Raw genomic sequence first — 24,898 nt, forward strand, 5'->3', positions numbered from 1 at the left:
GGCGTCCAGCCGGCCCCGGGCGGACGAGGAGATCGGCGATGACGACCACAGCTGCAGCCACCCCCTACCAGCGCACCGACGCCGGCTACGTGGGCGTGGAGCCCGACGGCGCCTGGACCCAGCAGGTGCGCGCGCTGCTGGCCGAGCGCAACGCGGTGCTGCTGGCGCACAACTACCAGCTCCCGGCCATCCAGGACGTCGCCGACCACGTCGGCGACTCGCTGGCGCTCTCGCGCATCGCCGCGGAGTCCGAGGCCGACACCATCGTGTTCTGCGGCGTGCACTTCATGGCCGAGACGGCGAAGATCCTGGCCCCGCACAAGACGGTGCTCATCCCCGACGAGCGCGCGGGCTGCTCGCTGGCGGACTCCATCGACGCCACCCAGCTGGCGGAGTGGAAGGCCGAGCACCCCGGTGCGGTGGTGGTGTCGTACGTGAACACGACCGCCGAGGTGAAGGCGCTCACCGACATCTGCTGCACCTCCTCCAACGCGGTCGAGGTGGTGGAGTCGATCCCGGCCGAGCAGGAGGTGCTCTTCCTGCCCGACCAGTTCCTCGGCGCGCACGTGCGGCGGGTGACCGGGCGCGACAACGTCCTGGTGTGGGCGGGGGAGTGCCACGTGCACGCCGGCATCAACGGCGACGAGCTGGCGGCGCAGGCCGCGGCCCACCCCGACGCCGAGCTCTACATCCACCCGGAGTGCGGGTGTGCCACCTCGGCGCTCTACCTGGCCGGGGAGGGTGCGGTGCCCGCCGACCGGGTGAAGATCCTCTCCACCGGCGGGATGCTCGACTCCGCCCGCGCCCTGGCCCCCGGGGGAACTCGCGAGGTGCTGGTGGCCACCGAGGTGGGGATGCTGCACCAGCTGCGCCAGGCCGCGCCGGGCGTGGACTTCCGCGCGGTGAACGAGAAGGCGTCCTGCCGGTACATGAAGATGATCACCCCGGCCGCGCTGCTGCGGTGCCTGGTGGAGGGTGCCGACGAGGTGCACGTCGATGCGGAGACCGCCCGGCGGGCCAGCGGTGCGGTGCGCCGGATGATCGCCATCGGCCAGCCCGGCGGCGGCGAGTAGTGAGCCCCGCCGGCACGAGCGGCTGGGAGGCGCACGCCGACGTCGTCGTGGTCGGCAGCGGCGTCGCCGGGCTCACCGCCGCGCTCACCGCCCACGAGCGGGGGCTGCGGGTGCTGGTGGTGAGCAAGGCTGGCCTGCACGACTCGGCCACCGCCTGGGCACAGGGCGGGATCGCGGTGGTCGACGGTGCCGCGACGGCGGGTGCCGGGACCACGGTGGGCGGGGACACGGCCGGCGGGGACACGGCGGACGGGGACACGGCGGACGGGGACACGGCGGACGGGGACACGGTGGAGGCCCACGTGGCCGACACCCTGGCTGCCGGCGCGGGGTTGTGCGACGAGGCCGCGGTGCGCTCGGTGGTCGGTGCTGGCGCCGGTGCGGTGCGCCGCCTGGTGCAGCGGGGCGCGGTGTTCGACCGGGCGCCTGACGGCAGAGTGGCGCGCACCCGCGAGGGCGGGCACCGCTTCCGCCGGGTGGTGCACGCCGGTGGTGACGCCACCGGCGCCGAGGTGCAGCGCGCGCTCGGCGGCGCGGCGCAGCAGAGCCTGCCCGGGCCGGCGGTGCTCGAGCACCACCACGCCACCCGGGTGCTGCTCGGCCGCGACGGGTCCGTGCACGGCCTCGCGGTCACCGACGCCGGCGGGGCCCTCGGGGTGCTGCACGCGCCGGCGGTGGTGCTGGCCACCGGCGGGCTCGGCCACCTCTACGCGGTCACCACCAACCCGACCGTGGCCACCGGTGACGGCATCGCCCTGGCCCTGGCCGCCGGGGCGGTGGTCAGCGACCTGGAGCTGGTGCAGTTCCACCCCACGGTGCTGTTCACCGCCGCCGCCACTGGACAGCGACCGCTGGTCACCGAGGCGGTGCGCGGCGAGGGTGCACGCCTGGTGGGCCCCGACGGCGCTTCGGTGACCGCCGGGGTGCACCCGCTGGGCGACCTCGCCCCCCGCGACGTGGTGGCCGGGGCGATCACCGCCGTGCTGGCCCGCACCGGGGCCGAGCACGTGTGGCTGGACGCCCGCGCGGTGCCCGACCTGCGCACCCGCTTCCCCACCGTGCACGCGGCCTGCGCGGCGGTGGGCATCGACCCCGCCCGCGCGCCGATCCCGGTGGCTCCGGCCGCCCACTACTCCTGCGGCGGAGTGCGGACCGACGTGCACGGCCGCACCGGCGTCGAGGGCCTCTACGCCGCCGGCGAGGTGGCCCGCACCGGGCTGCACGGTGCCAACCGGCTGGCGTCCAACAGCCTGCTCGAGGGCCTGGTGGTGGCCGAGCGGGTGGCGGCGGCCGCGGCCGAGCGGGTGGTCGCCGCTGGCCGGGTGGAGGCTGCCCCGGTGCTGCCGCCGACACCTGCGCCGGTGCTCGACCGCACCCGGCTGCAGCACCTGATGAGCGCGCACGCCGGCATCGGCCGCGACGCCACCGGGCTGGGCACCGTCGCCGACGCGCTCACGGCGGCACCGCTGGCCTACCCGCTCGACCAGCGGGCCCGCGAGGACGCCACCCTCACCACCGTCGCCGGGGCCCTGGTCGCTGCCGCCACCTGGCGCACCGAGAGCCGGGGCTGCCACGTGCGGACCGACTCTCCGGGCAGCACCGACTCTCCGGGCAGCACCGGCTCGGCGGCTCTGCCCAGCCTGGTCGTGCTCGACCGGGAGACCGGCCGCCCCACGGTGGTGCCCCAGGACCACCCCACCCACCGCACAGGAGCCCTGGCATGACCGTCCTGCCCACCCCCGCCCTGCACGACCTGGCGCCGGCCACCACCACCCTGCTGACCAGGCAGGGCCTGGACGTCGACGACGTGCGCCGCGTGGTCGCCACCGCGCTGGGGGAGGACCTGCGTTACGGCCCGGACGTCACCACCACGGCCACGGTGGGCGCTGACGCGGTGGCCACCGGCGCAGTGGTGAGCCGGCAGTCCGGGGTGCTGGCCGGCACCGGGGTGGCGCTGGCGGTGCTGGACACCGTCCTCGGCGCGGACGGCTACCGGGTGCTGCAGCGCAGCGACGACGGCGCTCGCCTGCAGCCCGGCTCGGCCGTGCTCACCGTCGAGGCCACCACCGCCGGCCTGCTCACCGCGGAGCGGACGATGCTGAACCTGGTGTGCCACCTGTCCGGCGTGGCCACCGCCACCGACGCCTGGGTGGCGGCCACGGCGGGCACCGGCTGCCGCGTCCGCGACACCCGCAAGACGCTGCCCGGGCTGCGGCTGCTGCAGAAGTACGCCGTCCGCGCCGGCGGCGGGGTGAACCACCGGCTCGGGCTGGGCGATGCCGCCCTGGTCAAGGACAACCACGTGGTGGCAGCCGGCTCGGTGGTGGCCGCGCTGCGGGCGGTGCGGACGGCCGCGCCCCAGCTGCCGTGCGAGGTGGAGGTGGACTCGCTGCACCAGCTGGACGAGGTGCTGGCCGAGGGCGCCGAGCTGGTGCTGCTGGACAACTTCGACGTGGCCGACACCGCGGAGGCGGTCCGGCGCCGCGACGCTGTCGCCCCGGCCACGCTGCTGGAGTCCTCGGGCGGGCTGTCCCTGGCCGTGGCCGCCGACTACGCCGCCACCGGGGTGGACTACGTCGCCGTCGGTGCGCTCACCCACTCCGTCACCGTGCTCGACCTGGGCCTGGACCTGAGCTGAGCCGCAGACCCGTGCCGCAGGCCCGTGCCGCAGACCCGGGCCACGCGCGGGTTCACGGGGCGGGGCTGATCGCCACGCGCTACCTTTGGCCACCTCAGCGGAGCACCTCTCCGACTGCTGCGGTCGACGCGGCTGGCGCCGAGTCCCGCTCGGCCGCCCGCGGCGCGGCTGCTTTCCGACCAGACCGGGCCCAGCACATGGCCCTGACCTTGCGATGGAGAAGACATGAGTCCCAGCCACAGCGAGGACGCCCAGCGTCCCGCCCGCTCCGGTGCCGCGGTGGAGAACCGTGGGCCCACCGGTGGCGCCCGGCCCGACCTGGACGCCAACAACCCGCAGGGCCCTGGTGACTTGTCCGGCAAGTCCAAGATGGCGGTGGTGAAGCGGGCGGGCAAGCAGTTCCAGAAGGACAACCTCACCGACCTCGCCGCAGGGCTCACCTACTACGCGGTGCTGGCGATCGTGCCGGGCATGATCGTGCTCGTCTCCATCCTCGGTCTGCTGGGTCCGACGACCACCCAGGACCTGATGGACCAGGTGCAGCAGATCGCTCCCGGCTCCAGCGCCGACTTCGTGCGCACCCTCATCGACCAGGCGCAGGCCAACAAGAGCAGCGCCAGCCTGAGCGCGATCATCGGCCTGGTGGTCGCCCTGTGGTCCGCCTCGGGCTACGTGGCGGCCTTCATGCGCGCCTCCAACGTGATCTACGGCATCGGCGAGGGCCGGCCGATCTGGAAGACCACCCCCATCCGGGTGGGCGTGACCATCGTGGCGGTGCTGATCCTGGTGCTCAGCGCGGTGATCGTGGTGGTGAGCGGACCGGTGGCCAAGCAGATCGGTGACGTCGTCGGCGTCGGCGACACCGCCGTGCTGGTGTGGAACATCGCCAAGTGGCCCGTGCTGCTGGTGCTGATCTCGGTGCTGCTGGCCATCCTGTTCTGGGCCTCGCCCAACGCCAAGCAGGGCGGGATCAAGTGGGTCAGCCCCGGTGGCCTGCTCGCGGTGGTGGTCTGGGTGATCATCTCCGGCCTGTTCGCCGTCTACGTCACCAACTTCTCCTCCTACGACAAGACCTACGGCGCGCTCGCGGGCGTGATCATCTTCTTGGTCTGGCTGTGGCTGAGCAACGTGGCCATCCTGCTCGGCGCCGAGGTCAACGCCGAGCTCGAGCACGGCCGGGCCATCGCCGACGGCCTGCCCGAGGACGTGCAGCCCTTCGCCGAGCCGCGCGACACCCGCAAGCTCGACGACGAGGACAAGGCAGCGGTGGCGCAGGCCAAGCAGATCCGCGAGTCCTGACGAACCAGTCCCACCACGGGGCGGCCACCTGGCCGGGCCAGAGCCGGAGGACACCGAGTCGGGGGACTCAGTCGTCCGGCGGCCCGGCCAGGCGGCCTATCCTGGTGAACTGTCGTCGAACTCCGCTGGAGGCTCACCATGCTCGCCCGCACCGACCTGCGCGGTCGTACCCCGTCCACTGCTGAGCTGCGCGCCGCCCTGCCGCGCGGCGAGGTCGACGTGGACGCGGTGCTGCACACGGTGCGCCCCATCGTCGACGCCGTCCGCGAGCGCGGGGTGGAGGCGGTGCTCGAGCTGAGCGAGAAGTTCGACAAGGTGCGCCCCCGCTCGGTGCGGGTGCCCGCCGAGGAGCTCGACCGCGCCCTGGAGCACCTCGACCCCACCGTGCGCGCCGCGCTGGAGGAGTCCATCGCCCGCGCCCGCCGGGTGCACGCCGACCAGCGTCGCCGCGACACCGTCACGCAGGTGGTCGAGGGCGGCACGGTCACCGAGCGCTGGGTGCCGGTGGACCGGGTCGGTCTGTACGTGCCCGGCGGCAACGCGGTGCTCGCCTCCAGCGTGGTGATGAACGTGGTGCCCGCGCAGGCCGCGGAGGTCAGCTCGGTGGTGGTGTGCTCGCCGCCGCAGGCCGACAACGGGGGTCTGCCCGACGGCACCATCCTGGCCGCCTGCGCGCTGCTGGGCGTGCGGGAGGTGTGGGCCGCCGGTGGCGCCCAAGCCATCGCGCTGCTCGCCCTCGGCGGCACCGACACCACCGCGGTGGACGGTGAGCCGGCCGAGCTGGAGCCGGTGGACCTCATCACCGGTCCGGGCAACATCTACGTCACCGCGGCCAAGCGGCTGCTGCGCGGGCTGGTGGGCATCGACTCCGAGGCCGGGCCCACCGAGATCGCGATCCTGGCCGACGAGACCGCGGACGCCGTGCACGTCGCGGCCGACCTGATCAGCCAGGCCGAGCACGACGTGCTGGCCGCCAGCGTGCTGGTCACCACCAGCGAGGACCTGGCCGACGCCGTGGACGCCGCGGTCACCGAGCAGGTGGCCGCCACCAAGCACGCTGAGCGGGTGCGCACGGCCCTGTCCGGCAAGCAGTCCGGCATCGTGCTGGTCTCCTCGGTGGCCGAGGGCCTGCGGGTGGTCAACGCCTACGCCGCCGAGCACCTGGAGATCCAGACCGCAGACGCCGCCGACGTCGCCGCCGGGGTGCGCAACGCCGGTGCGGTGTTCGTCGGCCCGTGGTCGCCGGTGAGCCTGGGCGACTACTGCGCCGGCAGCAACCACGTGCTGCCCACCGCCGGCTGCGCCCGGCACTCCTCCGGACTGAGCGTGCAGACCTTCCTGCGCGGCATCCACGTGGTGGAGTACACCGAGCAGGCCCTCGCCGACGTGGCCGGGCACGTGGTGGCCCTGGCCGGCGCCGAGGACCTGCCCGCGCACGGCACGGCCGTGCAGGTGCGCTTCGGCTCGCCCGAGCGCTCCCGGTGAGCGCTCCCGACGAGCGCCAGGTGCCCGGGTCGGCGATCACCATCGACGACCTGCCCCTGCGCGCGGAGCTGCGCGGAGCCAGTGCCTACGGCGCGCCGCAGCTGGACGTGCCGGTGCGGCTGAACACCAACGAGAACCCGCACCCGCCCAGCGCTGCGCTGGTCGCCGACCTCACCGCCGCGGTGGGCGAGGCCGCCACCGAGCTGCACCGCTACCCCGACCGTGACGCGGTGGCCCTGCGCACCGACCTGGCCGCCTACCTCACGCGGCAGACCGGCGTCGCCGTCGACGTCCGCAACGTGTGGGCGGCCAACGGCTCCAACGAGGTGCTGCAGCAGCTGCTGCAGGCCTTCGGTGGCCCCGGGCGCACCGCCATGGGCTTCGTGCCGTCGTACTCGATGCACCCGCTGCTGGCCGCGGGCACCCAGACCACGTGGCTGTCGGTGCCCCGTGGCGCCGACTTCGGCCTGGACCTGGACGCGGCGGTGGACGCCGTGCGCACCCACCAGCCCGACGTCGTGTTCGTCACCAGCCCCAACAACCCCACCGGGCAGAGCACCACCCTGGCCGAGCTGCGCACGCTGCTGGCGGTGGCGCCGGGCATCGTGGTGGTGGACGAGGCCTACGCGGAGTTCTCCCCCGCGCCCAGCGCCGTGGAGCTGGTCGCGGAGTTCCCCACCAAGGTGGTGGTGAGCCGCACCATGAGCAAGGCCTTCGCCTTCGCCGGTGGTCGGCTGGGCTACCTGGTGGCCGCCCCCGCCCTGGTGGACGCCATGCTGCTGGTGCGCCTGCCGTACCACCTGTCGGTGCTCACCCAGACGGCCGCTCGGGCCGCGCTGCGCCACGCCGACGACACCCTGGCCTCGGTGGCCGAGCTGTCCGCCGAGCGTGACCGGGTCTGCCGGACGCTGCGCGAGCAGGGCTTCCAGGTGGTGCCCAGCGACGCCAACTTCGTGCTCTTCGGCCACTTCACCGACGCCGGCGCCACGTGGCAGCACTACCTCGACCGCGGTGTGCTGATCCGCGACGTCGGCATCCCCGGGTACCTTCGTACGACGGTCGGCCTGCGCGCGGAGAACGACGCGTTCCTGCAGGTCTCGGCTGATCTCGTCCGCACAGACATCGAAGGAGCCCCCGCATGACCGGCCGCACCGCACGAGTGGAGCGCACCACCCGCGAGTCGAGCATCGTGGTCGAGCTGAACCTGGACGGCACCGGTCAGGTGAGCGTCAGCACGGGCGTGCCCTTCTACGACCACATGCTCAACGCGCTGGGCACCCACGCCAGCTTCGACCTCACCGTGGCCGCCTCCGGCGACACCGACATCGAGGCGCACCACACGGTGGAGGACACCGCCATCGTGCTGGGCCAGGCCCTGGGCCAGGCGCTCGGCGACAAGGCCGGCATCCGCCGCTTCGGTGACGCCTGGATCCCGATGGACGAGACGCTCGTGCACGCCGTGGTGGACGTGTCGGGCCGGCCCTACTGCGTGCACACCGGTGAGCCGGAGCAGATGCTCACCACCACCATCGCCGGGCGGGCCGACGGGGGAGCGCCGTACAACACGGTGATCAACCGGCACGTCTTCGAGTCGCTGGCCTTCCACGCCCGCATCAACCTGCACGTGCGCACCCTCTACGGCCGCGACCCGCACCACATCACCGAGGCCGAGTTCAAGGCCGTGGCCCGCGCGCTGCGCGCCGCCGTGGAGCCCGACCCCCGGGTGCTCGGCGTCCCCTCCACCAAGGGCTCGCTGTGAGGGCCGGCCGGTGAGCGACCAGACGCTGGCCTTCATCCTGGTGGTCGTGGCCGGGTTCTTCCTGGGCGGTGCCTGGACCACCCGCCACAGTGCTCGGCCGGTGGCCGTGGTCGCCGGCGTGCTGGGTGCGCTCGCCCTGGCCGGCGCCGTGCTCCGCATGGTCTGACCCCCCACGCACGACGAGCCCCGCACCGGAATCCGGTGCGGGGCTCGTCGTGTGCGGAACGGAGCGGGTCAGCGGGTGTCGCGCTCCAGGTCCGGGTTGGGGCGCTTGATCATCTCGCCGCCGCCCGGTCCTGCCGGTGCCTCCGAGGCCCGCCCAGCCTGCGCTGGGTCGTCCAGCGCCGGCGCCTTCTCCTCGTCGTCCTCCGCGGCCTGGGGCCGGAGGATGCTCAGGGCGATGGACCCGGCGAGCACCACCACGATCACGGCCAGGCTGACCAGCGAGGGGATCTCCGGAATGGAGGTGGAGATGGTCTTGTGGCCGGCCTGCATCATCAGCTTGACGCCGATGAACGCCAGGATGATGGCCAGGCCCTTGTCCAGGAAGTGGAACTTGTCCAGCAGCCCGCGGAGCAGGAAGTACAGCGCCCGCAGGCCCAGGATGGCGAAGGCGTTGGAGGTGTAGACGATGAACGCCTCGTCGCTGACCGCCAGCACGGCCGGCACGCTGTCCACCGCGAAGAGCAGGTCAGCCGCCTCGATGGTGACCACCACGGCCAGCAGGGGAGTGCCCACCCACTTGGCGCCCTGCTTGATGAAGAACTTGGTGCCGTGGTAGTCCTCCGTGGTCGGGATGACCTTGTTCATCAGCTTCAGCGCCAGGCTCTTGCTGGGGTCGTAGCTGTCGTCGTCGCCCTTGACCAGCTTGAACGCGCTGTAGAGCAGGATCGCGGCGAAGACGAACAGGATGGCGGTGAACTGGTTGACCACGGCCACGCCGAGGCCCAGGAAGATCGCCCGGAACACCAGGGCGCCGATGACACCCATGAACAGCACGCGGTGCTGGTACTCCTGGGGCACCTTGAAGTAGCCGAAGATCAGCGCGAACACGAAGAGGTTGTCCACGGACAAGCTCTTCTCCAGCAGCCAGGCGGTGGAGTACTCCACCCCGGCGCCGCTGCCGAGCACGGCGAACACCACGCCGCCGAAGATCACGGCCAGGCCCACCCAGCCGGCGCTCCACAGCGCGGCCTCCTTGAACCCGATGACGTGGTCGTCGCGGTGCGCAAGCAGGTCCACCGCCAGGGCCACGACCACGATGGCCCCGAAGGCCACCCACAACCACATCGGTACGTCGAGCACAGGGTCTCCTCACGGAAGTTGAATGTTCCCTCAAGCGTGCGGGACAGCCGGCCGCAGCACAGCGTCGGTGACCGGCTGCTCCCGTCGCCCTTTCTTGCCGGGTCCCGGCAGTCCCGGTTCTGCGGCCGCCACGCCGGCCTGGGGGATGGTGGTGCCGGAGTGCGTGGTCAGGGCGTGTCCCGGCAGGAGGGTGCGGCTCCTGAGGTGTGGGCGGACGCACCCCCGCCCGCGCGGGCAGTGTCGGGGCGGGCCACTACGCTGGAGTGCATGACAGCTGCATCCGTCGTGGTCCTGGACTACGGCTCCGGCAACCTGCGCTCCGCCGAGCGTGCGCTCGAGCGGGTGGGTGCCCAGGTCACCGTCACCGCCGACCCCCGCGAGGCCCTGGCTGCCGACGGGTTGATGGTGCCCGGCGTGGGCGCCTACGCCGCGTGCATGGCCGGCCTGCGCGAGGTCAAGGGTGACCGCATCATCGGCGAGCGCCTGGCCGGTGGACGTCCGGTGCTCGGGGTGTGCGTGGGCATGCAGGTGCTCTTCGAGCGCGGGGTGGAGTTCGACCACGGCTCTCCCGAGGCCTCGACCGGCTGCGGCGAGTGGCCGGGCACGGTGGAGATGCTGCCGGCCAAGGTGCTGCCACACATGGGCTGGAACACCGTGGAGGCACCCGAGGACAGCACCCTGTTCGCCGGGCTCGACGCCGACACCCGCTTCTACTTCGTGCACTCCTACGCCGCGCGCCAGTGGGAGCTCGACGAGGACGGACCGCTGCCCCCCGCCAAGCTGACCTGGGCCGAGCACGGCGGCCGGTTCCTCGCCGCGGTGGAGAACGGACCGCTGTCGGCCACCCAGTTCCACCCGGAGAAGTCCGGTGACGCCGGTGCCACGCTGCTGGAGAACTGGGTCAAGAGCCTCTGACGCCCGGTCGCCGAGACCGGCCGGTCGGGCGCCGGACGCCGACTACTAGAGTTGGCCCACGTGAGCCTGGTCCTGCTGCCCGCTGTTGACGTCGCCGACGGTCAGGCCGTCCGCCTGGTGCAAGGAGAGGCAGGGAGCGAGACCGACTACGGCTCGCCCCGAGACGCCGCCCTCGCCTGGCAGTCGGCCGGAGCCGAGTGGGTGCACCTGGTCGACCTCGACGCCGCCTTCGGCCGCGGCAACAACCGTGAGCTGCTCGCCGCGGTGGTCGGCGAGCTGGACGTGCAGGTGGAGCTCTCCGGCGGGATCCGGGACGACGCCTCGCTGGAGGCCGCGCTGGCCACCGGCTGCCGCCGGGTGAACCTGGGCACCGCCGCGCTGGAGGACCCCGAGTGGTGCGCCAGCGCCATCGAGCGCTTCGGCGACCAGATCGCCGTCGGCCTGGACGTGCGCATCACCGGTGACCAGTACCGCCTCGCCGCCCGCGGCTGGGTGAGCGACGGCGGCGACCTGTGGGAGGTGCTGGAGCGCCTGGAGCGGCACGGCTGCGCCCGCTACGTGGTCACCGACGTCACCAAGGACGGCACCCTGACCGGCCCCAACCTGCAGCTGCTCTCCGAGGTCTGCGCCGTCACCGACGCTCCCGTGGTGGCCTCCGGCGGGGTGTCCACGGTGGACGACCTGCGGGCCATCGCCGCGCTGGTGGACGAGGGTGTGGAGGGCGCGATCGTCGGCAAGGCGCTCTACGCCGGCCGCTTCACCCTGCCCGAGGCGCTGGCAGCGGTATCGCGGTGAGCACCCCCGACGCCGCAGGACTGCTGGCCGAGGCCGCGGCCCTGCTCGACGAGGTCAGCGAGCGCTTCGTCAGCGGCCTGGGTGCGCCCAGCGAGGTGGAGAAGGGTCCCGCGGACTTCGCCACCGCCGTCGACCTGGAGCTGGAGCGTCGGCTCACCGCCGAGCTGACCCGGCGCACCGGGATCGCGGTGCACGGCGAGGAGTTCGGCGGCCCCGACGTGGCCACCGGGACCGTGTGGGTCCTCGACCCGGTGGACGGCACCGCCAACTACTCCGCCGGCCTGCCGCTGAGCGGCATGCTGCTCGCCCTGGTGCACGACGGCGTGCCGGTGGCCGGGCTGACCTGGCTGCCGCTGCTCAACCAGCGCTACACCGCGGTGCAGGACGGCCCGCTGTTCTGCAACGGCGTGGAGGTGCCTCGGCTGCAGAGCCGCACCCTGCAGTCCTCGACCACCAGCGTCGGCGCGCTCAACCGCGCCTCCGGCGGGCACTACCCCGGCGAGTACCGCTACCAGGTGTTCGGCGAGGTCAGCCGCGCCTGCCTGCGCGTGCGGATGCTGGGCTCCACCGGCCTCGAGCTGGCCTGGACCGCCGCCGGCCTGCTCGGTGGCTCGGTCACCTTCGGCCACCACGCCTGGGACAACGCGGCCGGCGTCTGCCAGGTCCGCGCGGCAGGGGGAGTGGTCACCGACCTGGCGGGCAACCCCTGGACCATCACCTCGCCCTCCGTGCTGGCGGCTTCGCCCGGCGTGCACCAGGAGATGCTCGAGCTGATCGGCGCCCTCGGCGACCCCGCCGACCACCTGTCGGCGGCGCACGCATGAGCCTCGCCGTGCGGGTCATCCCGTGCCTGGACGTCGACGGCGGCCGGGTGGTCAAGGGGGTGCGCTTCGCCAACCTCAAGGACGCCGGCGACCCGGTGGAGCTGGCCGCGGCCTACGACGCCCAGGGTGCCGACGAGCTCACCTTCCTCGACGTCACCGCCTCCTCCGGCGAGCGCGCCACCATGATCGACGTGGTCCGGCGCACCGCCGAGCAGGTGTTCATCCCGCTCACCGTGGGCGGGGGCGTGCGCTCGGTGGCCGACGTGGACCAGCTGCTGCGCGCCGGCGCCGACAAGGTCAGCGTGAACACCGCGGCCATCGCCCGCCCGGAGCTGCTGAGCGAGCTGAGCCAGCGCTACGGCTCGCAGTGCATCGTGCTGTCGGTGGACGCCCGCACCGTCCCCGAGGGCGCCGAGCCCACCCCGTCGGGCTGGGAGGTCACCACCCACGGTGGCAAGCGCGGCACCGGCATCGACGCCATCGAGTGGGCCCAGCGCGGCGCCGAGCTGGGGGTGGGGGAGATCCTGCTCAACTCCATGGACGCCGACGGCACCAAGCAGGGCTTCGACCTGGCCATGATCGCTGCCGCGCGGGCCGCGGTCACCGTGCCGGTGATCGCCAGCGGGGGAGCCGGGGCCATCGAGCACTTCGCGCCTGCGGTGCACGCCGGGGCCGACGCGGTGCTCGCCGCCAGCGTCTTCCACTTCGGTGAGCTGACCATCGGTGCGGTCAAGGACGCCATGCGCGCCGAGGACATCGAGGTCCGATGAGCGAGGCTCAGGCTCCGGTGCTGGACCCGGCGATCGCCGCCCGGCTCAAGCGCAACGCCGACGGGCTGGTGTGCGCGGTGGCGCAGCAGCAGGGCACCGGCGAGGTGCTCATGGTGGCGTGGATGAACGACGAGGCGCTGGCCCGCACGCTGGCCACCCGCAAGGCCACCTACTGGTCGCGCTCACGCCAGCAGCTGTGGGTCAAGGGCGAGACCTCTGGCCACACCCAGCAGGTGCACGAGGTGCGCCTGGACTGCGACGGCGACACCCTGCTGCTGGTGGTGGACCAGGTGGGTGCGGCCTGCCACACCGGCGAGCGCACCTGCTTCGACGCCGACGTGCTGCTCGGCCCCAGCTAGCTGCTGCCGGGGCCAGGCTCTAGGGCCGTGCCCGCAGCACGTCCAGCGCGCGGTCGGCGTGCGAGCTCATCTTGGTCTCGCTGCTCAGCGCAGCCAGGACCACCGCGTCGGTGTCGATCACGAAGGTCACCCGCTTGACCGGGGCCAGCTTGCCCAGCAGCCGGCGCCGCACCCCGAACAGGTCGGCCACCTGCCCGTCCTCGTCGGCCAGCAGCGGGTAGTCGAAGGTGTGGGCGGTGGCGAACTTCTGCTGCCGGGACACGCTGTCGGTGCTGATGCCCACCCGCTGGGCACCGAGCTCGGTGAACTCACCGCCCAGGTCCCGGAAGTGGCACGCCTCCGCGGTGCAGCCCGACGAGGACGCGATGGGGTAGAAGAACAGCACCACCGGGCCCTGCTCCAGCAGCTGGTACAGCGACCGGGGCGTGCCCTGCTGGTCGGGCAGCGTGAAGTCCGGCGCCTTCTCTCCCTGCTTCATTCTCCAGACGGTATCCCCCCGGCTCGTCGGCTGGGCCATGGTGGGGTGGCACGGCCAGGGACGGGGCGCACGCGGGGGCGTCGGGCCTGGCTGGGAGACTGTCAGCCATGTCTGGTGCGCACCTCGGGGAGACGAGTCCCACTCGCGCGGAGTTCCGTGCCCTCGCGGCGGAGCACCGCGTGGTGCCGGTGACGCGGAAGCTGCTGGCCGACTCCGAGACCCCCGTCTCGGCCTACCGCAAGCTGGCCGGTGACCGCCCCGGCACGTTCCTGCTGGAGTCGGCGGAGAACGGTCGCTCCTGGTCGCGCTGGTCGTTCATCGGCGCGGGCAGCGCCGCCGCGCTGACCGTGGTGGACGGTCAGGCGCACTGGCAGGGCATCGTGCCCGCCGGCGCCCCCACCGGCGGCGACCCGCTGGACGTGCTGCGCGAGACCCTGCAGCTGCTGCGCTCCGAGCGCCTGCCCGACCTGCCCCCGCTCACCGGCGGCATGGTCGGCTACCTCGGCTACGACACGGTGCGCCGCCTGGAGCGCCTGCCCGAGCTGGCCACCGACGACCTGCAGCTGCCGGAGATGGTGATGCTGCTGGCCACCGACCTGGCCGCGGTGGACCACCACGAGGGCACCATCACCCTCATCGCCAACGCGGTGAACTTCGACGGCAGCGACGAGCGGGTGGACGAGGCCTACACCGCGGCGGTGCAGCGGCTGGACGCGATGACCACGAAGCTGGCCTCGGCCGCGCCGTCCACGGTCACCGCCTTCGACCGGCCCAGCCCGCAGTTCCACCGGCGGACGACCAGCGAGCAGCACCAGGCCGGAGTGCGCAAGCTCATCGGCGAGATCGAGGCCGGCGAGGCGTTCCAGGTGGTGCTCTCGCAGCGCTTCGAGATGCCCACCCAGGCCGAGGCGCTGGACATCTACCGGGTGCTGCGCGCGTCCAACCCGAGCCCGTACATGTACCTGTTCCGGGTGCCCGACGCCCACGGCGGCACCGCCTTCGACATCATCGGCTCCAGCCCGGAGGCGCTGGTCACCGTGGTGGACGACGTGGCCACCACGCACCCCATCGCCGGCACCCGCTGGCGCGGGGCGAGCACCGAGGAAGACCTGCTGCTGGAGAAGGACCTCTGCGCCGACGCCAAGGAGAACGCCGAGCACCTGATGCTCGTCGACCTGGGGCGCAACGACCTGGGCCGGGTGTGCGAGCCGGGCACGGTCACCGTCACCCAGTACCGGCACGTGGAGCGCTACAGCCACGTGATGCACCTGGTGTCCACCGTCACCGGCCGCCTGGCCGCCGACCGCACCGCGCTGGACGCGGTGACGGCGTGCTTCCCCGCCGGCACCTTGTCCGGTGCCCCCAAGCCGCGGGCGCTGGAGCTCATCGAGCAGATGGAGCCCACCCGGCGCGGGGTCTACGGCGGCATCGTGGGCTACCTGGACTTCGCCGGTGACGCCGACACCGCCATCGCCATCCGCTCCGCGGTGCTCAAGGACGGCACCGCCTACGTGCAGGCCGGCGGCGGCGTGGTCGCCGACTCCGACCCCGCCGCCGAGGACACCGAGACGGTGAACAAGGCGCTGGCCGTGCTGTCGGCGGTGGCGGCGGCCGAGACGATGCGTGGAGTGGCCGATGACTGATCCCAACCAGGCGCCGGGGCCAGACCAGGCGCCGGGGACCGACCAGGCACCGGAGCCGGCCGCCCCGAAGGCAGGCCGGTCGCGGCTGCGCGTGCCCGCGGTGCTGCTGGTGCTCGGCGCCGTCGCGCTGTGGGCCGCCTCCCGCGTGCAGTGGGTGCAGGCACGCACCGAGGACGACCTGCGGGGGGTGCGCGAGGCCGACCTCCTCGGCAGCACCTGGGCGGCGCAGCTCACCCCGCTGGCCCTGGTGCTGCTGGCCGGGGTCGCCGCGGTCTTCGCGCTGCGTGGCCTGGCCGTGCGCGTGCTGGCGCTGGTGCTGCTGGTCGTCGCGGTGGCCGCGGCCGAGCCGGCCGTGGTGGCGCTGGTCGGCGGGCCCTCCGCCGAGCACGCCGCCGAGCTGATCACCCCGCCGGTGCTGGCCGAGCAGGTGAGCACCTCCGCGTCGGTCGTCGGACCGCTCCTGGCGCTGCTCGGTGCGCTGCTCACCGTGGCCGCCGCCGTGCTGCTGGCCCGCGCCCCGCGCCGTGCCGGTGGTCTGTCCACCCGCTACGAGACCCCTGCGGTGCAGCGCGAGCGGGCCGTGCAGGCGGCTGTCACCGACGACGACGTCACCGAGCGACAGCTGTGGGACGCCCTCAGCGCGGGACAGGACCCGACCGCTGATCACGGAACCGGCACAGCTGCGCAACAGCCTGCCGCCCCGATGAGAGACGTACGTCACCACCCGGATAGGCTCAGCGAGGTTGAGCAGGGCGAGCAGGGAAGGGGGGCTTGACGCGATGAGCGTTCTCGACTCGATCGTGGAGGGTGTCCGGGCAGATGTGGCGGCCCGGGAGAAGATCACCGACTTCGAGGCCGTCAAGGCCGCGGCGCAGCAGGCCAAGCCCGCGCAGGACGTGGTGGCCGCGCTCAAGGAGCCGGGCATCGCCGTCATCGCCGAGGTGAAGCGGTCCAGCCCGTCCAAGGGCGCGCTGGCCGACATCCCGGAGCCGGCGGTGCTGGCGTCGCAGTACGAGGCCGGTGGCGCCCGCGTGATCAGCGTGCTCACCGAGGAGCGCCGCTTCGGCGGGTCGCTGGCCGACCTCGACGCCGTGCGCGCCGCGGTGAGCATCCCGGTGCTGCGCAAGGACTTCATCGTCGGCCCGTACCAGATCCACGAGGCCCGTGCCCACGGTGCTGACCTGGTGCTGCTGATCGTGGCGATGCTGGAGCAGAACACGCTGACGGCGCTGCTGGACCGGGTGGAGTCCCTCGGCATGACCGCGCTGGTGGAGGTGCACACCGAGGCCGAGGCCGACCGTGCCCTGCAGGCCGGCGCCAAGGTCATCGGCGTCAACGCCCGCGACCTCAAGACCCTCGAGGTGCACCGCGACGTGTTCGCGCGCATCGCCCCGGGCCTGCCCAGCGACGTGGTGAAGGTGGCGGAGTCGGGCGTGCGCGGCACGGCCGACCTGCTCGCCTACGCCGGCGCCGGCGCGGACGCGGTGCTGGTGGGGGAGGGACTGGTGACCAGTGGCGACCCGCGCAGCGCCGTGTCCGACCTCGTCACCGCCGGATCGCACCCTTCCTGCCCCAAGCCCTCGCGCTGAGACCCTCTGGGGGAGAATGGGCGCGTGACCTCCACGCATGTGCCCTCCGGGGATCTGCCCACCGCGAGCTCGGGGCTGATCCACAGCAGCGACCACGATCCCGACGCCACCGGTCACTTCGGTGACTACGGCGGCCGGTTCGTGCCCGAGGCGCTGATCGGCGCCCTCGAGGAGCTCACCGCCGCCTACGAGAAGGCGCGCACCGACCCGGAGTTCCTCACCGAGCTGGACGAGCTGCAGCGCGACTACACCGGCCGGCCGTCCCCGGTGTTCGAGGCCAAGCGGCTGGCCCCGCACGCCGGTGGGGCACGCATCCTGCTCAAGCGCGAGGACCTCAACCACACCGGCTCGCACAAGATCAACAACGTGCTCGGGCAGGCGCTGCTCACCAAGCGGATGGGCAAGCGCCGGGTGATCGCCGAGACCGGTGCCGGCCAGCACGGCGTGGCCACGGCCACCGCCTGCGCGCTGCTGGGCCTGGAGTGCGTGGTCTACATGGGCGAGGTGGACACCGAGCGGCAGGCGCTGAACGTGGCCCGCATGCGCCTGCTCGGCGCGGAGGTCGTCCCGGTCACCACCGGCTCCCGCACCCTCAAGGACGCCATCAACGAGGCGCTGCGCGACTGGGTCAGCAACGTCGACGACACCCACTACTGCCTGGGCACCGTCGCCGGCCCGCACCCGTTCCCGACCATGGTTCGCGACTTCCACCGGGTGATCGGCCTGGAGGCCCGCGCCCAGGTGCTGCAGCGCACCGGGCAGCTGCCCGACGCCGTGGTCGCCTGCGTCGGCGGCGGGTCCAACGCCATCGGCATCTTCCACGCCTTCCTGGACGACTCCGACGTCCGGCTGGTCGGCTACGAGGCCGCCGGGGACGGCGTCGCCTCGGGCAAGCACGCCGCCACCCTCACCGGCGGGAGCCCGGGCTCGCTGCACGGGGCGCTGTCCTACCTGCTGCAGGACGACGACGGCCAGACCATGGAGACGCACTCCATCTCGGCGGGGCTGGACTACCCCGGCGTGGGCCCGGAGCACTCGCTGCTCAAGGACATCGGTCGCGCCGAGTACGAGCCGATCACCGACACCGAGGCCATGGACGCCTTCCGGCTGCTGTGCCGCACCGAGGGCATCATCCCGGCCATCGAGTCCTCGCACGCCGTGGCCGGTGCGCTCAAGCTGGGCCGCGAGCTCGGCGAGGGCGCCGTCATCCTGGTGAGCCTGTCCGGCCGTGGGGACAAGGACGTGGACACCGCCGCCCGGTGGTTCCACGTCATCGACGAGGCCGCGCTGGACAACCCAGCACCCAACCCCGAGGACGGCGCGGGATCAGGAACAGGGGAGCAGCTGTGAGCTCACGTCTCGGTCCGATGTTCGAGCAGTGCCGCGCCGAGGGGCGCGCCGCGCTGGTCGGCTACCTGCCCGGTGGCTTCCCTGACGTGCCCGGCTCGGTCCGCACCCTGCGCACCATGGTCGACAACGGCTGCGACCTGGTGGAGGTCGGCGTGCCCTACTCCGACCCGGTGATGGACGGGCCCACCATCCAGGCCGCGGCCGACACCGCGCTGCGGGCGGGCACCCGGCTGCGCGACGTCATTGGTGTGGTGGAGCAGGTCGCCGCCGCCGGCGGCCGCGCGGTGGTGATGAGCTACTGGAACCCGGTGCTGCGCTACGGCGTGGACGCCTTCGCCCGCGACCTGGCCGCCGCCGGCGGCCTGGGCATGATCACCCCGGACCTCATCCCGGACGAGGCCGACGCGTGGCTGGCCGCGGCGGACGCACACGACCTGGACCGCATCTTCCTGCTCGCGCCCTCCTCCACCGAGGCCCGCGTGGCCAGCACCGCCACGGTGAGCCGCGGCTTCGTCTACGCCGCCTCCACCATGGGGGTCACCGGGGCCCGCGACGCCGTCGCCAGCTCCGCGCCCAGCCTGGTCAAGCGGATCCGCAGCCACTCCGACATCCCGATCGGCGTGGGCCTGGGCGTGCGCTCGGGTGCGCAGGCGGCCGAGGTCGCCGGCTACGCCGACGCGGTGATCGTGGGGTCGGCCATCGTCACGGCCAGCACCGAGAGCCAGGAGGCGGTGGCCACCCTGGTCACCGAGCTGGCTGCGGGCGTCCGGGCGGCCAGCCCGGCCGGCGTCGGGCAGTGACCTCCGCCGGGGTGGTGCTGGCCTCGTTCCCCAGTCCCCCGCAGGGGGTGTGGGAGCTCGGGCCCTTCCCGCTGCGCGCCTACGCGCTGTGCATCATCGCCGGCATCATCGTGGCCATCGTCTGGGGCAACAAGCGGTGGGTGGCCCGCGGCGGCGAGCCGGAGACCGTCACCGAGGTGGCGGTGTTCGCGGTGCCCTTCGGCCTGGTGGGCGGCCGGCTGTACCACGTGATCACCGACCACGAGAAGTACTTCGGCGCGGGCCGCGACCCCGTGGACGCGCTGAAGATCTGGGACGGCGGCCTGGGCATCTGGGGCGCGGTGCTGCTCGGTGGGGTGGGTGCCTGGATCGCCTGCCGCCGCAAGGGCATCCCGCTGCCCGCGTTCGCCGACGCCGTCGCACCCGGCATCGTGGTGGCCCAGGCCATCGGCCGGCTGGGCAACTACTTCAACCAGGAGCTCTACGGCCGCGCCACCACGCTGCCCTGGGGCATGGACATCTACCAGCGCCTCAACGACGCTGGGCTGCCCGACGAGCTGAACGGCAGCGTTCCGGCAGGGGCGGTGCCGGTGGCCACCGTGCACCCCACGTTCCTGTACGAGCTGCTGTGGAACCTGGCGGTCGCCGCGCTGGTGGTGTGGGCCGACCGCCGCTTCCGGCTCGGCCACGGCAGGGCGTTCGCGCTGTACGTGGCCGGGTACTGCGCGGGCCGGTTCTGGATCGAGCTGATGCGGGTGGACTTCGCCAACACGCTGTTCGGCGTGCGGATCAACGTGTTCACCGCAGTGATCGTGTTCCTCGGTGCGGTGACGTACTTCGTCCTCGCCAAGAAGGGGCGGGAGGATCCGGCCGAGCTGACGGGCCGGTCCGCCCAGCCCAGCCCGGACGAGACGGAGTCAGAAGCCGGCGAGTCAGAAGCAGGGGAGTCAGAAGCAGGGGAGTCGGGGGCTGGGGAGTCGGGCACAGCAGAGTCCGGCACAGCCGACTCTGACGACCGCCCCGGCAAGCTGGGCAACCACTAGTCCAGCACCCGCCGGGACCACAGCGCGAGGGCGCGGAGCCAGGCGAAGGTCAGCGCGGTGCCAGCGAACAGGCCCGCGCGGAGCAGGTCGCCTGCGCCGTCCCAGGCCAGCGTGCCGGCGCTGTTGACGACGAACCCGTTGAACATCAGCCACCCGATGCCGGCACACAGCAACGCGCCGCGGACGGTGCTGCACCACCCGAGCGCGGCGATCGCCAGACACATGCAGGCCACGGCCTGCGACGGAGCCAGCACCTCCCGGCCGGCAGTGAGTGCCGCGGCCACTGTCAGCGTCACCGCGAACCCGAGCGGAGCGGCGAGGGCGACCGGCAGTCGCGGTTCCCGCCAGCCCGGTTCGCTCGGGCCATGGTCCCGGCAGTCCTGGTCCCGGCAGTCCTGGTCACGACAGTCTTGGTCACGACAGTCTTGGTCACGACAGTCTTGGTCACGACAGTCCTCGTCGTCACTGCCCGGGTCCTGCCCCGCTGGTGGCCGCCGGGCGATGCTGGTTGACGTCGACATGATCGGTGCTCCCTCCGGGCAGCGTTGCCCCGGAGATCAGTGAAGCTCCGCCGGCGACGGCCGGGACGATCCCTGACGTGTTCCTGATGCCCGCAAGGCCAGTCCTGACGGGGTCCTTGCGGCGGGGGTCAGGGCCGCGGCAGGTCGGTCCACTCCTGGCTCACCCGCGACGACCACTGCGGACGGCGCCGCTGCAGGTGGGCGAGCACCCCCTCGCGGGCGTCGGCTCCGCCCATCACCCGGTGGTGCGCCTCGGTCTCCAGCGCGGCCACCTGCGCGGCGGTGTAGCCGTGCTCGACGGTGTCCCACAGCAGGCGCTTGCTCAGCGCCGCGGACATCGGCGCGACGTTCTCGGCGATGTCGGTGGCTAGGGCGAGCGCGGCGGGCAGCACCTGCTCGGCCGGCAGGCAGCGGGTGGCGATGCCCAGCCGCACGGCCTCCGCGCCGTCGAAGGTGCGGCCGGTCAGCAGGATCTCCGCGGCGGCGGCGGCACCGGCGATGCGGGGCAGCGTCCAGTGCGACATCGCGTCGCCCAGCACACCGAGGCGGGCCTGCACCACCGCGTACTTGGCGTCGGCGGCCACCACCCGGACGTCGGCCTGCAGCGCCAGCGTCAGCCCGATGCCCACGGCGTGGCCGTTGACCGCGGCGATCACCGGGGTGCGCAGCGCGAACGCCGGCGGGTTCACCGGGGAGGCGCTGAAGTCGTCGCCGGGGCGGCCGAAGGTGTCGCCGGCCGAGCCGAGGTCGGCGCCCGCGCAGAAGGCGGGTGCGGTGCCGGTGAGCACGATCGCCCGCACGTCGTCGTCGGCGTCGCAGTCGCGGTAGGCCGCCCCCAGCGCGCGGCCCATGGTCGCGGTGAAGGCGTTGCGCTGGGCGGGTCGGTTCAGCGTCAGCACCGCCACCCCGTCGGACACCTCCACCAGCAGCTCCGGCGCCGCCGCCGGGTCAGCCACGGTGCAGGGCGGTGACCAGGTCGGCCACGTCGGCGGGGTCCTCGGGGTAGCCGGGGAAGTAGCAGCACACCTGCTCCGCGTGGTCGCCGTAGCGGCGCAGGATCTCCTCCGCGCACTGCTCCGGCGTGCCCACCACGGCCAGCGTGGTCACCATCTCGTCGTCCACGCAGCCCATCATCGCGGCCACGTCGCCCCGCTTGGACAACGCGTTCAGCTCGGGCTGCGCGGCCTCCCAGCCGTGCACCTGCAGCACCGGCAGGTAGGCGGGGGTGGAGCCGTAGAAGGCGAGCAGGCCGCGCACCCCCCGCACCGCGGCGGCCTGCTGCTCCCGCGTGCGGCCCACGGCCACGATCACCTGCGGGATCACGTCGAAGGAGTCAGCGGTGCGCCCGGCCCGGTCCAGGCCCTCCTGCACCGCGGGCAGGGTGCGCTGGAGGAAGTGCTGCTCGCTGTTGAACGGCATCACCAGCAGCCCGTCGGCCACCTCGGCGGCGGTGCGGGTCATCACCGGGCCCAGCGCCCCCAGCAGGATCGGCGGTGGGCCGTAGGGGTGCGGAGCCGGGGTGAAGCTGGGTGCCATCAGCGTGTGGGTGGTGAACTCCCCGCGGAAGCTCAGCGGCGCCGTGCCCTCCCACGCGGCGAAGATGGCCTTGATGGCCCGCACCGTCTCGCCCATCCGCGCCGCCGGGCGCGACCAGGTGGACCCGTAGCGCTTCTCGATGTGCGGGCGGATCTGCGAGCCCAGGCCCAGGGCGAAGCGCCCCCGGCTCAACGTCTGCAGGTCGTGCGCGGAGTGGGCCAGGTGCAGCGGGCTGCGGGGCAGGGCGATGGCCACGTTGGTCATCAGCGCCACGTCCACCGTCGCCGCGGCCTCCACCAACGGGAAGAACACGTCGTGCTGCCCCTCGAAGGTGAACAGCCCGTCCGCCCCGGTCTGGGTCAGCTCCACCGCACGTGCTCCGGCCCGGCCCGGGCCGGCGTCGAGCTGGATGCTCACTCTCATGGCGGGTCCTCCCCAGCGGCAACAGAGCCCGGACGGGCCGAACCTAGCCGGTCGGTGGGTGCTGCAGTGGCGTGTCCCGGTGATCGGGAGGGGTCCGGGCGGAGGTGGTGAGGGTGGTTAGCGTCACACGGCAGTGCCCCGGTCTGCCCCGTCCAGCTCCACCACCTCCGTGAGGAAACAAGCCATGAGCGCACGCGCCTTCGTCGTCGGTGTCGGGATGACGCCCTTCTGCAAGGTCGAGAGCCGCGACTGGGAGTACCCGGACATGGTGGGCGAGGCCGTGAACGCGGCGCTGGCCGACGCCGGGCTGACCTACGACGCCGTGCAGCGGGCGTCGGTGGGCTACACCGCCGGCCCCTCGGCGCAGGGGCAGCGGGCGCTGTACGACATCGGGCTCACCGGTGTCCCGGTGTTCAACGTCAACAACAACTGCGCCACCGGCTCCAGCGCGCTGATGATGGCCCGCGAGTGGGTGCAGGGCGGCCAGGCCGAGTGCGCGCTGGCCGTCGGCTTCGAGAAGATGTCCCGCGGCGGCATGACCGGGGAGATGCCGAAGGTCAGCACCATCGACCGGCACCTGGCCATCATGAAGAACGCCCACGGCATCGAGGCCTCGCCGATCACCGCGCAGATCTTCGGTGACGCCGCCCGCGAGCACATGGAGCTCTACGGCACCACCGCCGAGCAGATCGCTGCGGTCGCGGTGAAGAACCACCGGCACTCGGTGAACAACCCGTACGCGCAGTTCCAAGACTCCTACACCCTGGAGCGGGTGCTGGAGGACCGGATGATCCACCACCCGCTCACCCGGTCGCAGTGCTCCCCGACGTCCGACGGTGCCGCCGCGGCCGTGGTGGTCAGCGAGGCCTTCGTGCGGGAGCACGGCCTGGAGGGCCAAGCGGTGGAGATCGTCGCCCAGGCGATGACCACCGACACCACCGAGTGCTTCGAGAGCAACCGGTGCATCGACGCCGTGGGCAGCCCGATGACTCGCGCCGCCGCCGAGCAGGTCTTCGCCGAGTCCGGGCTGACCGTGGACGACGTGGACGTCATCGAGCTGCACGACTGCTTCTCCATCAACGAGATCCTCACCTACGAGGGCCTCGGCCTGTGCCCGGTGGGCGAGGGCGGCAAGCTGGTGGAGTCCGGCGCCACCACCTACGGCGGCAGGTGGGTGGTCAACCCCTCCGGCGGGCTCATCTCCAAGGGCCACCCGCTCGGTGCCACCGGCCTGGCCCAGTGCGCCGAGCTGAGCTGGCAGCTGCGCGGGCTGGCCGACAAGCGTCAGGTGCAGGGGGCCACCGTGGGCCTGCAGCACAACCTCGGCCTGGGCGGGGCCTGCGTGGTCACCCTCTACCGGGCGGGCACCCTCACCGCTGCGGACGCCTAGCCGGCGGTCTTGCCGTTGTCCAGCAGGTAGACACCGCCGGTGATCGCGGCGGCGTCGTCGGAGGCCAGGAAGGCGATCAGCGGGGCGACCTGGTGGGTCTCCATCAGCCCCCGCGGCGCCGCCGAGCGCATCACCAGGTCCAGGTCGGCGCCGTCGGGAAAGCTGAAGCCGGTGACCTGCGGGGTGAGCATCCCGCCCGGGCACACCACGTTGACCCGCAGCGTCGCCGCGGTGAACTCCACCGCCATGGCCCGGGTCAGCCCGATCAGCCCGTGCTTGGCCGAGCAGTACCCGGCCGAGTAGGCCTGCCCCTGCACGCCGGCCACCGACGACACGTTGACGATGTTGCCGGCCCGCTCCAGCAGGTGCGGCAGCGCGGCCTGGGACAGGAAGAACGGGGCGCTCAGGTTCACCGCCAGGTCGCGCTCCCACTGGTCGTCGCTGACCTGGCCGGTGTGCCGCAGGGTGTGGGCACCGGCGGTGTTCACCAGCACGTCCAGCCCGCCCAGCGCGGCCACGCACGCCGACACCGCCTCCCGGCACGCCGCCGGGTCGGCGAGGTCCACGGCCAGCGAGTGGCTGCTCGGGTCGGCGGTGACGTCAGCCATCGCCTGGTGCAGCTTGTCCTTGTCGCGGGCGACGCCGAAGACCCGGGCGCCGCGGGCGGTGAGCAGCCGGGCCACCTCCTGGCCCAGCCCGGAGGACGCACCGGTGACCAGGGCGACCTTGTCCTGCAGGGGCAGCTCCGTGCTCGTCATCGGCGGATGCTCCCACGGCCGAGGCCCACCCGGGGGACAGTCGCGCGGGGGACTCCGGGCCCAGGGGCAGCCCCAGAGAGCACATGCGTCCCGCGGACACCAGAGCAGTCCCGGTTGCCGGGACGCCGCTTGTGTCACACTGCTCGAACGTGAAGTGATCTGGGTT

The 24,898-nt window shown here is 73.1% G+C and carries 26 protein-coding genes; 20 read left to right on the top strand and 6 right to left on the bottom strand.

Going from position 1 to position 24,898, the window contains the following annotated elements; translation table 11 throughout:
- The first annotated feature begins 38 nt into the window (after nt 1–38).
- From nadA to AC3YNX_RS10660, 8 genes are all read left to right on the top strand, one after another.
- The gene (gene nadA / locus AC3YNX_RS10625) at nt 39–1,073 is read left to right on the top strand and encodes a quinolinate synthase NadA (protein WP_489995437.1); all 1,035 of its coding nucleotides are present in this window, start codon (nt 39–41) and stop codon (nt 1,071–1,073) included.
- Complete coding sequence (nadB, locus tag AC3YNX_RS10630) at nt 1,073–2,797, top strand: L-aspartate oxidase (protein ID WP_489995438.1); 1,725 nt, start codon at nt 1,073–1,075, stop codon at nt 2,795–2,797. Before nadA ends, nadB begins: the two co-directional genes overlap by 1 nt.
- On the top strand, nt 2,794–3,711 hold the full coding sequence (nadC, locus tag AC3YNX_RS10635) for a carboxylating nicotinate-nucleotide diphosphorylase (RefSeq protein ID WP_489984012.1): 918 nt from the start codon (nt 2,794–2,796) through the stop codon (nt 3,709–3,711). The genes nadB and nadC overlap by 4 nt, the downstream gene beginning before the upstream one ends.
- A 225-nt stretch (nt 3,712–3,936) precedes the next feature.
- Entirely contained in the window at nt 3,937–5,010 is a 1,074-nt protein-coding gene (locus tag AC3YNX_RS10640; RefSeq protein ID WP_489995439.1) for a YihY/virulence factor BrkB family protein, read from the top strand.
- 138 nt (nt 5,011–5,148) lie between these two features.
- On the top strand, nt 5,149–6,495 hold the full coding sequence (hisD, locus tag AC3YNX_RS10645) for a histidinol dehydrogenase (RefSeq protein ID WP_489984014.1): 1,347 nt from the start codon (nt 5,149–5,151) through the stop codon (nt 6,493–6,495).
- Complete coding sequence (locus AC3YNX_RS10650) at nt 6,492–7,637, top strand: histidinol-phosphate transaminase (RefSeq protein WP_489995440.1); 1,146 nt, start codon at nt 6,492–6,494, stop codon at nt 7,635–7,637. The genes hisD and AC3YNX_RS10650 overlap by 4 nt, the downstream gene beginning before the upstream one ends.
- Nucleotides 7,634–8,254 carry an imidazoleglycerol-phosphate dehydratase HisB gene (gene hisB, locus AC3YNX_RS10655; RefSeq protein ID WP_127782558.1) on the top strand — a complete coding sequence of 207 codons (621 nt, stop codon included), beginning with the start codon at nt 7,634–7,636 and terminating at the stop codon, nt 8,252–8,254. Before AC3YNX_RS10650 ends, hisB begins: the two co-directional genes overlap by 4 nt.
- 10 nt (nt 8,255–8,264) lie before the next feature.
- On the top strand, nt 8,265–8,420 hold the full coding sequence (locus tag AC3YNX_RS10660; RefSeq protein ID WP_164860588.1) for a hypothetical protein: 156 nt from the start codon (nt 8,265–8,267) through the stop codon (nt 8,418–8,420).
- A 68-nt stretch (nt 8,421–8,488) separates the two neighbouring features.
- On the opposite strand, the gene AC3YNX_RS10665 is transcribed toward AC3YNX_RS10660, so the two are convergent.
- Complete coding sequence (locus tag AC3YNX_RS10665; RefSeq protein ID WP_241249806.1) at nt 8,489–9,559, bottom strand: TerC family protein; 1,071 nt, start codon at nt 9,557–9,559, stop codon at nt 8,489–8,491.
- Nucleotides 9,560–9,826: 267 nt separating this feature from the next.
- On the opposite strand from AC3YNX_RS10665, the gene hisH reads away from it, so the two are divergent.
- From hisH to hisI, 5 genes are read left to right on the top strand one after another with little or no spacing between them, the layout of a single operon-like run.
- Nucleotides 9,827–10,474: an imidazole glycerol phosphate synthase subunit HisH gene (gene hisH, locus AC3YNX_RS10670; RefSeq protein ID WP_127782559.1), complete on the top strand. Its 648-nt coding sequence runs from the start codon at nt 9,827–9,829 to the stop codon at nt 10,472–10,474.
- A 60-nt stretch (nt 10,475–10,534) separates the two neighbouring features.
- The gene (gene priA, locus AC3YNX_RS10675) at nt 10,535–11,269 is read left to right on the top strand and encodes a bifunctional 1-(5-phosphoribosyl)-5-((5-phosphoribosylamino)methylideneamino)imidazole-4-carboxamide isomerase/phosphoribosylanthranilate isomerase PriA (RefSeq protein ID WP_489995441.1); all 735 of its coding nucleotides are present in this window, start codon (nt 10,535–10,537) and stop codon (nt 11,267–11,269) included.
- Nucleotides 11,266–12,093 (top strand): inositol monophosphatase family protein, encoded by an 828-nt coding sequence (locus tag AC3YNX_RS10680; RefSeq protein ID WP_489995442.1) that lies wholly within the window; start codon nt 11,266–11,268, stop codon nt 12,091–12,093. The genes priA and AC3YNX_RS10680 overlap by 4 nt, the downstream gene beginning before the upstream one ends.
- Nucleotides 12,090–12,863, top strand: a complete 774-nt coding sequence (gene hisF, locus AC3YNX_RS10685; RefSeq protein WP_489995443.1) for an imidazole glycerol phosphate synthase subunit HisF — start codon at nt 12,090–12,092, stop codon at nt 12,861–12,863. The genes AC3YNX_RS10680 and hisF overlap by 4 nt, the downstream gene beginning before the upstream one ends.
- Entirely contained in the window at nt 12,860–13,222 is a 363-nt protein-coding gene (hisI, locus tag AC3YNX_RS10690) for a phosphoribosyl-AMP cyclohydrolase (protein ID WP_127782562.1), read from the top strand. The genes hisF and hisI overlap by 4 nt, the downstream gene beginning before the upstream one ends.
- Nucleotides 13,223–13,241: 19 nt before the next feature.
- Here the strand turns inward: hisI and AC3YNX_RS10695 are convergent, their stop codons facing one another.
- Complete coding sequence (locus AC3YNX_RS10695; protein WP_127782563.1) at nt 13,242–13,700, bottom strand: peroxiredoxin; 459 nt, start codon at nt 13,698–13,700, stop codon at nt 13,242–13,244.
- A gap of 107 nt (nt 13,701–13,807) precedes the next feature.
- On the opposite strand from AC3YNX_RS10695, the gene AC3YNX_RS10700 reads away from it, so the two are divergent.
- Genes AC3YNX_RS10700 through lgt form a run of 6 tightly spaced genes read left to right on the top strand, consistent with a single transcriptional unit; the run spans nt 13,808 to nt 20,104 of the window.
- Nucleotides 13,808–15,343, top strand: a complete 1,536-nt coding sequence (locus AC3YNX_RS10700; protein WP_489995444.1) for an anthranilate synthase component I — start codon at nt 13,808–13,810, stop codon at nt 15,341–15,343.
- Nucleotides 15,336–16,118: a TIGR02234 family membrane protein gene (locus AC3YNX_RS10705; RefSeq protein ID WP_489995445.1), complete on the top strand. Its 783-nt coding sequence runs from the start codon at nt 15,336–15,338 to the stop codon at nt 16,116–16,118. Before AC3YNX_RS10700 ends, AC3YNX_RS10705 begins: the two co-directional genes overlap by 8 nt.
- Before the next feature lie 4 nt (nt 16,119–16,122).
- Nucleotides 16,123–16,932, top strand: coding sequence for an indole-3-glycerol phosphate synthase TrpC (gene trpC, locus AC3YNX_RS10710; RefSeq protein ID WP_127782566.1), 810 nt, complete (start codon nt 16,123–16,125; stop codon nt 16,930–16,932).
- A 39-nt stretch (nt 16,933–16,971) separates the two neighbouring features.
- On the top strand, nt 16,972–18,282 hold the full coding sequence (trpB, locus tag AC3YNX_RS10715) for a tryptophan synthase subunit beta (RefSeq protein WP_489995516.1): 1,311 nt from the start codon (nt 16,972–16,974) through the stop codon (nt 18,280–18,282).
- Between the two features lie 17 nt (nt 18,283–18,299).
- Nucleotides 18,300–19,082 carry a tryptophan synthase subunit alpha gene (trpA, locus tag AC3YNX_RS10720; protein WP_489984099.1) on the top strand — a complete coding sequence of 261 codons (783 nt, stop codon included), beginning with the start codon at nt 18,300–18,302 and terminating at the stop codon, nt 19,080–19,082.
- Nucleotides 19,079–20,104: a prolipoprotein diacylglyceryl transferase gene (gene lgt, locus AC3YNX_RS10725; RefSeq protein ID WP_489995446.1), complete on the top strand. Its 1,026-nt coding sequence runs from the start codon at nt 19,079–19,081 to the stop codon at nt 20,102–20,104. Before trpA ends, lgt begins: the two co-directional genes overlap by 4 nt.
- Here the strand turns inward: lgt and AC3YNX_RS10730 are convergent.
- The 3 genes from AC3YNX_RS10730 to AC3YNX_RS10740 form a co-directional block, all read right to left on the bottom strand.
- Nucleotides 20,101–20,400: a hypothetical protein gene (locus tag AC3YNX_RS10730; protein ID WP_489995447.1), complete on the bottom strand. Its 300-nt coding sequence runs from the start codon at nt 20,398–20,400 to the stop codon at nt 20,101–20,103. The two genes, lgt and AC3YNX_RS10730, sit on opposite strands and share 4 nt — an antisense overlap.
- 353 nt (nt 20,401–20,753) lie before the next feature.
- Nucleotides 20,754–21,581, bottom strand: a complete 828-nt coding sequence (locus AC3YNX_RS10735; protein WP_489995448.1) for an enoyl-CoA hydratase-related protein — start codon at nt 21,579–21,581, stop codon at nt 20,754–20,756.
- A complete protein-coding gene (locus AC3YNX_RS10740) occupies nt 21,574–22,668 on the bottom strand; it encodes a TIGR03617 family F420-dependent LLM class oxidoreductase (RefSeq protein ID WP_277601727.1) in 1,095 nt (364 codons plus the stop codon). Before AC3YNX_RS10740 ends, AC3YNX_RS10735 begins: the two co-directional genes overlap by 8 nt.
- 100 nt (nt 22,669–22,768) lie before the next feature.
- On the opposite strand from AC3YNX_RS10740, the gene AC3YNX_RS10745 reads away from it, so the two are divergent.
- Nucleotides 22,769–23,974, top strand: a complete 1,206-nt coding sequence (locus AC3YNX_RS10745; RefSeq protein WP_489995449.1) for a thiolase C-terminal domain-containing protein — start codon at nt 22,769–22,771, stop codon at nt 23,972–23,974.
- On the opposite strand, the gene AC3YNX_RS10750 is transcribed toward AC3YNX_RS10745, so the two are convergent.
- The gene (locus tag AC3YNX_RS10750; RefSeq protein WP_489995450.1) at nt 23,971–24,732 is read right to left on the bottom strand and encodes an SDR family NAD(P)-dependent oxidoreductase; all 762 of its coding nucleotides are present in this window, start codon (nt 24,730–24,732) and stop codon (nt 23,971–23,973) included. The two genes, AC3YNX_RS10745 and AC3YNX_RS10750, sit on opposite strands and share 4 nt — an antisense overlap.
- Nucleotides 24,733–24,898: the final 166 nt, after the last annotated feature.

Source organism: Rhodococcus sp. Z13_19A (genome assembly GCF_058133575.1).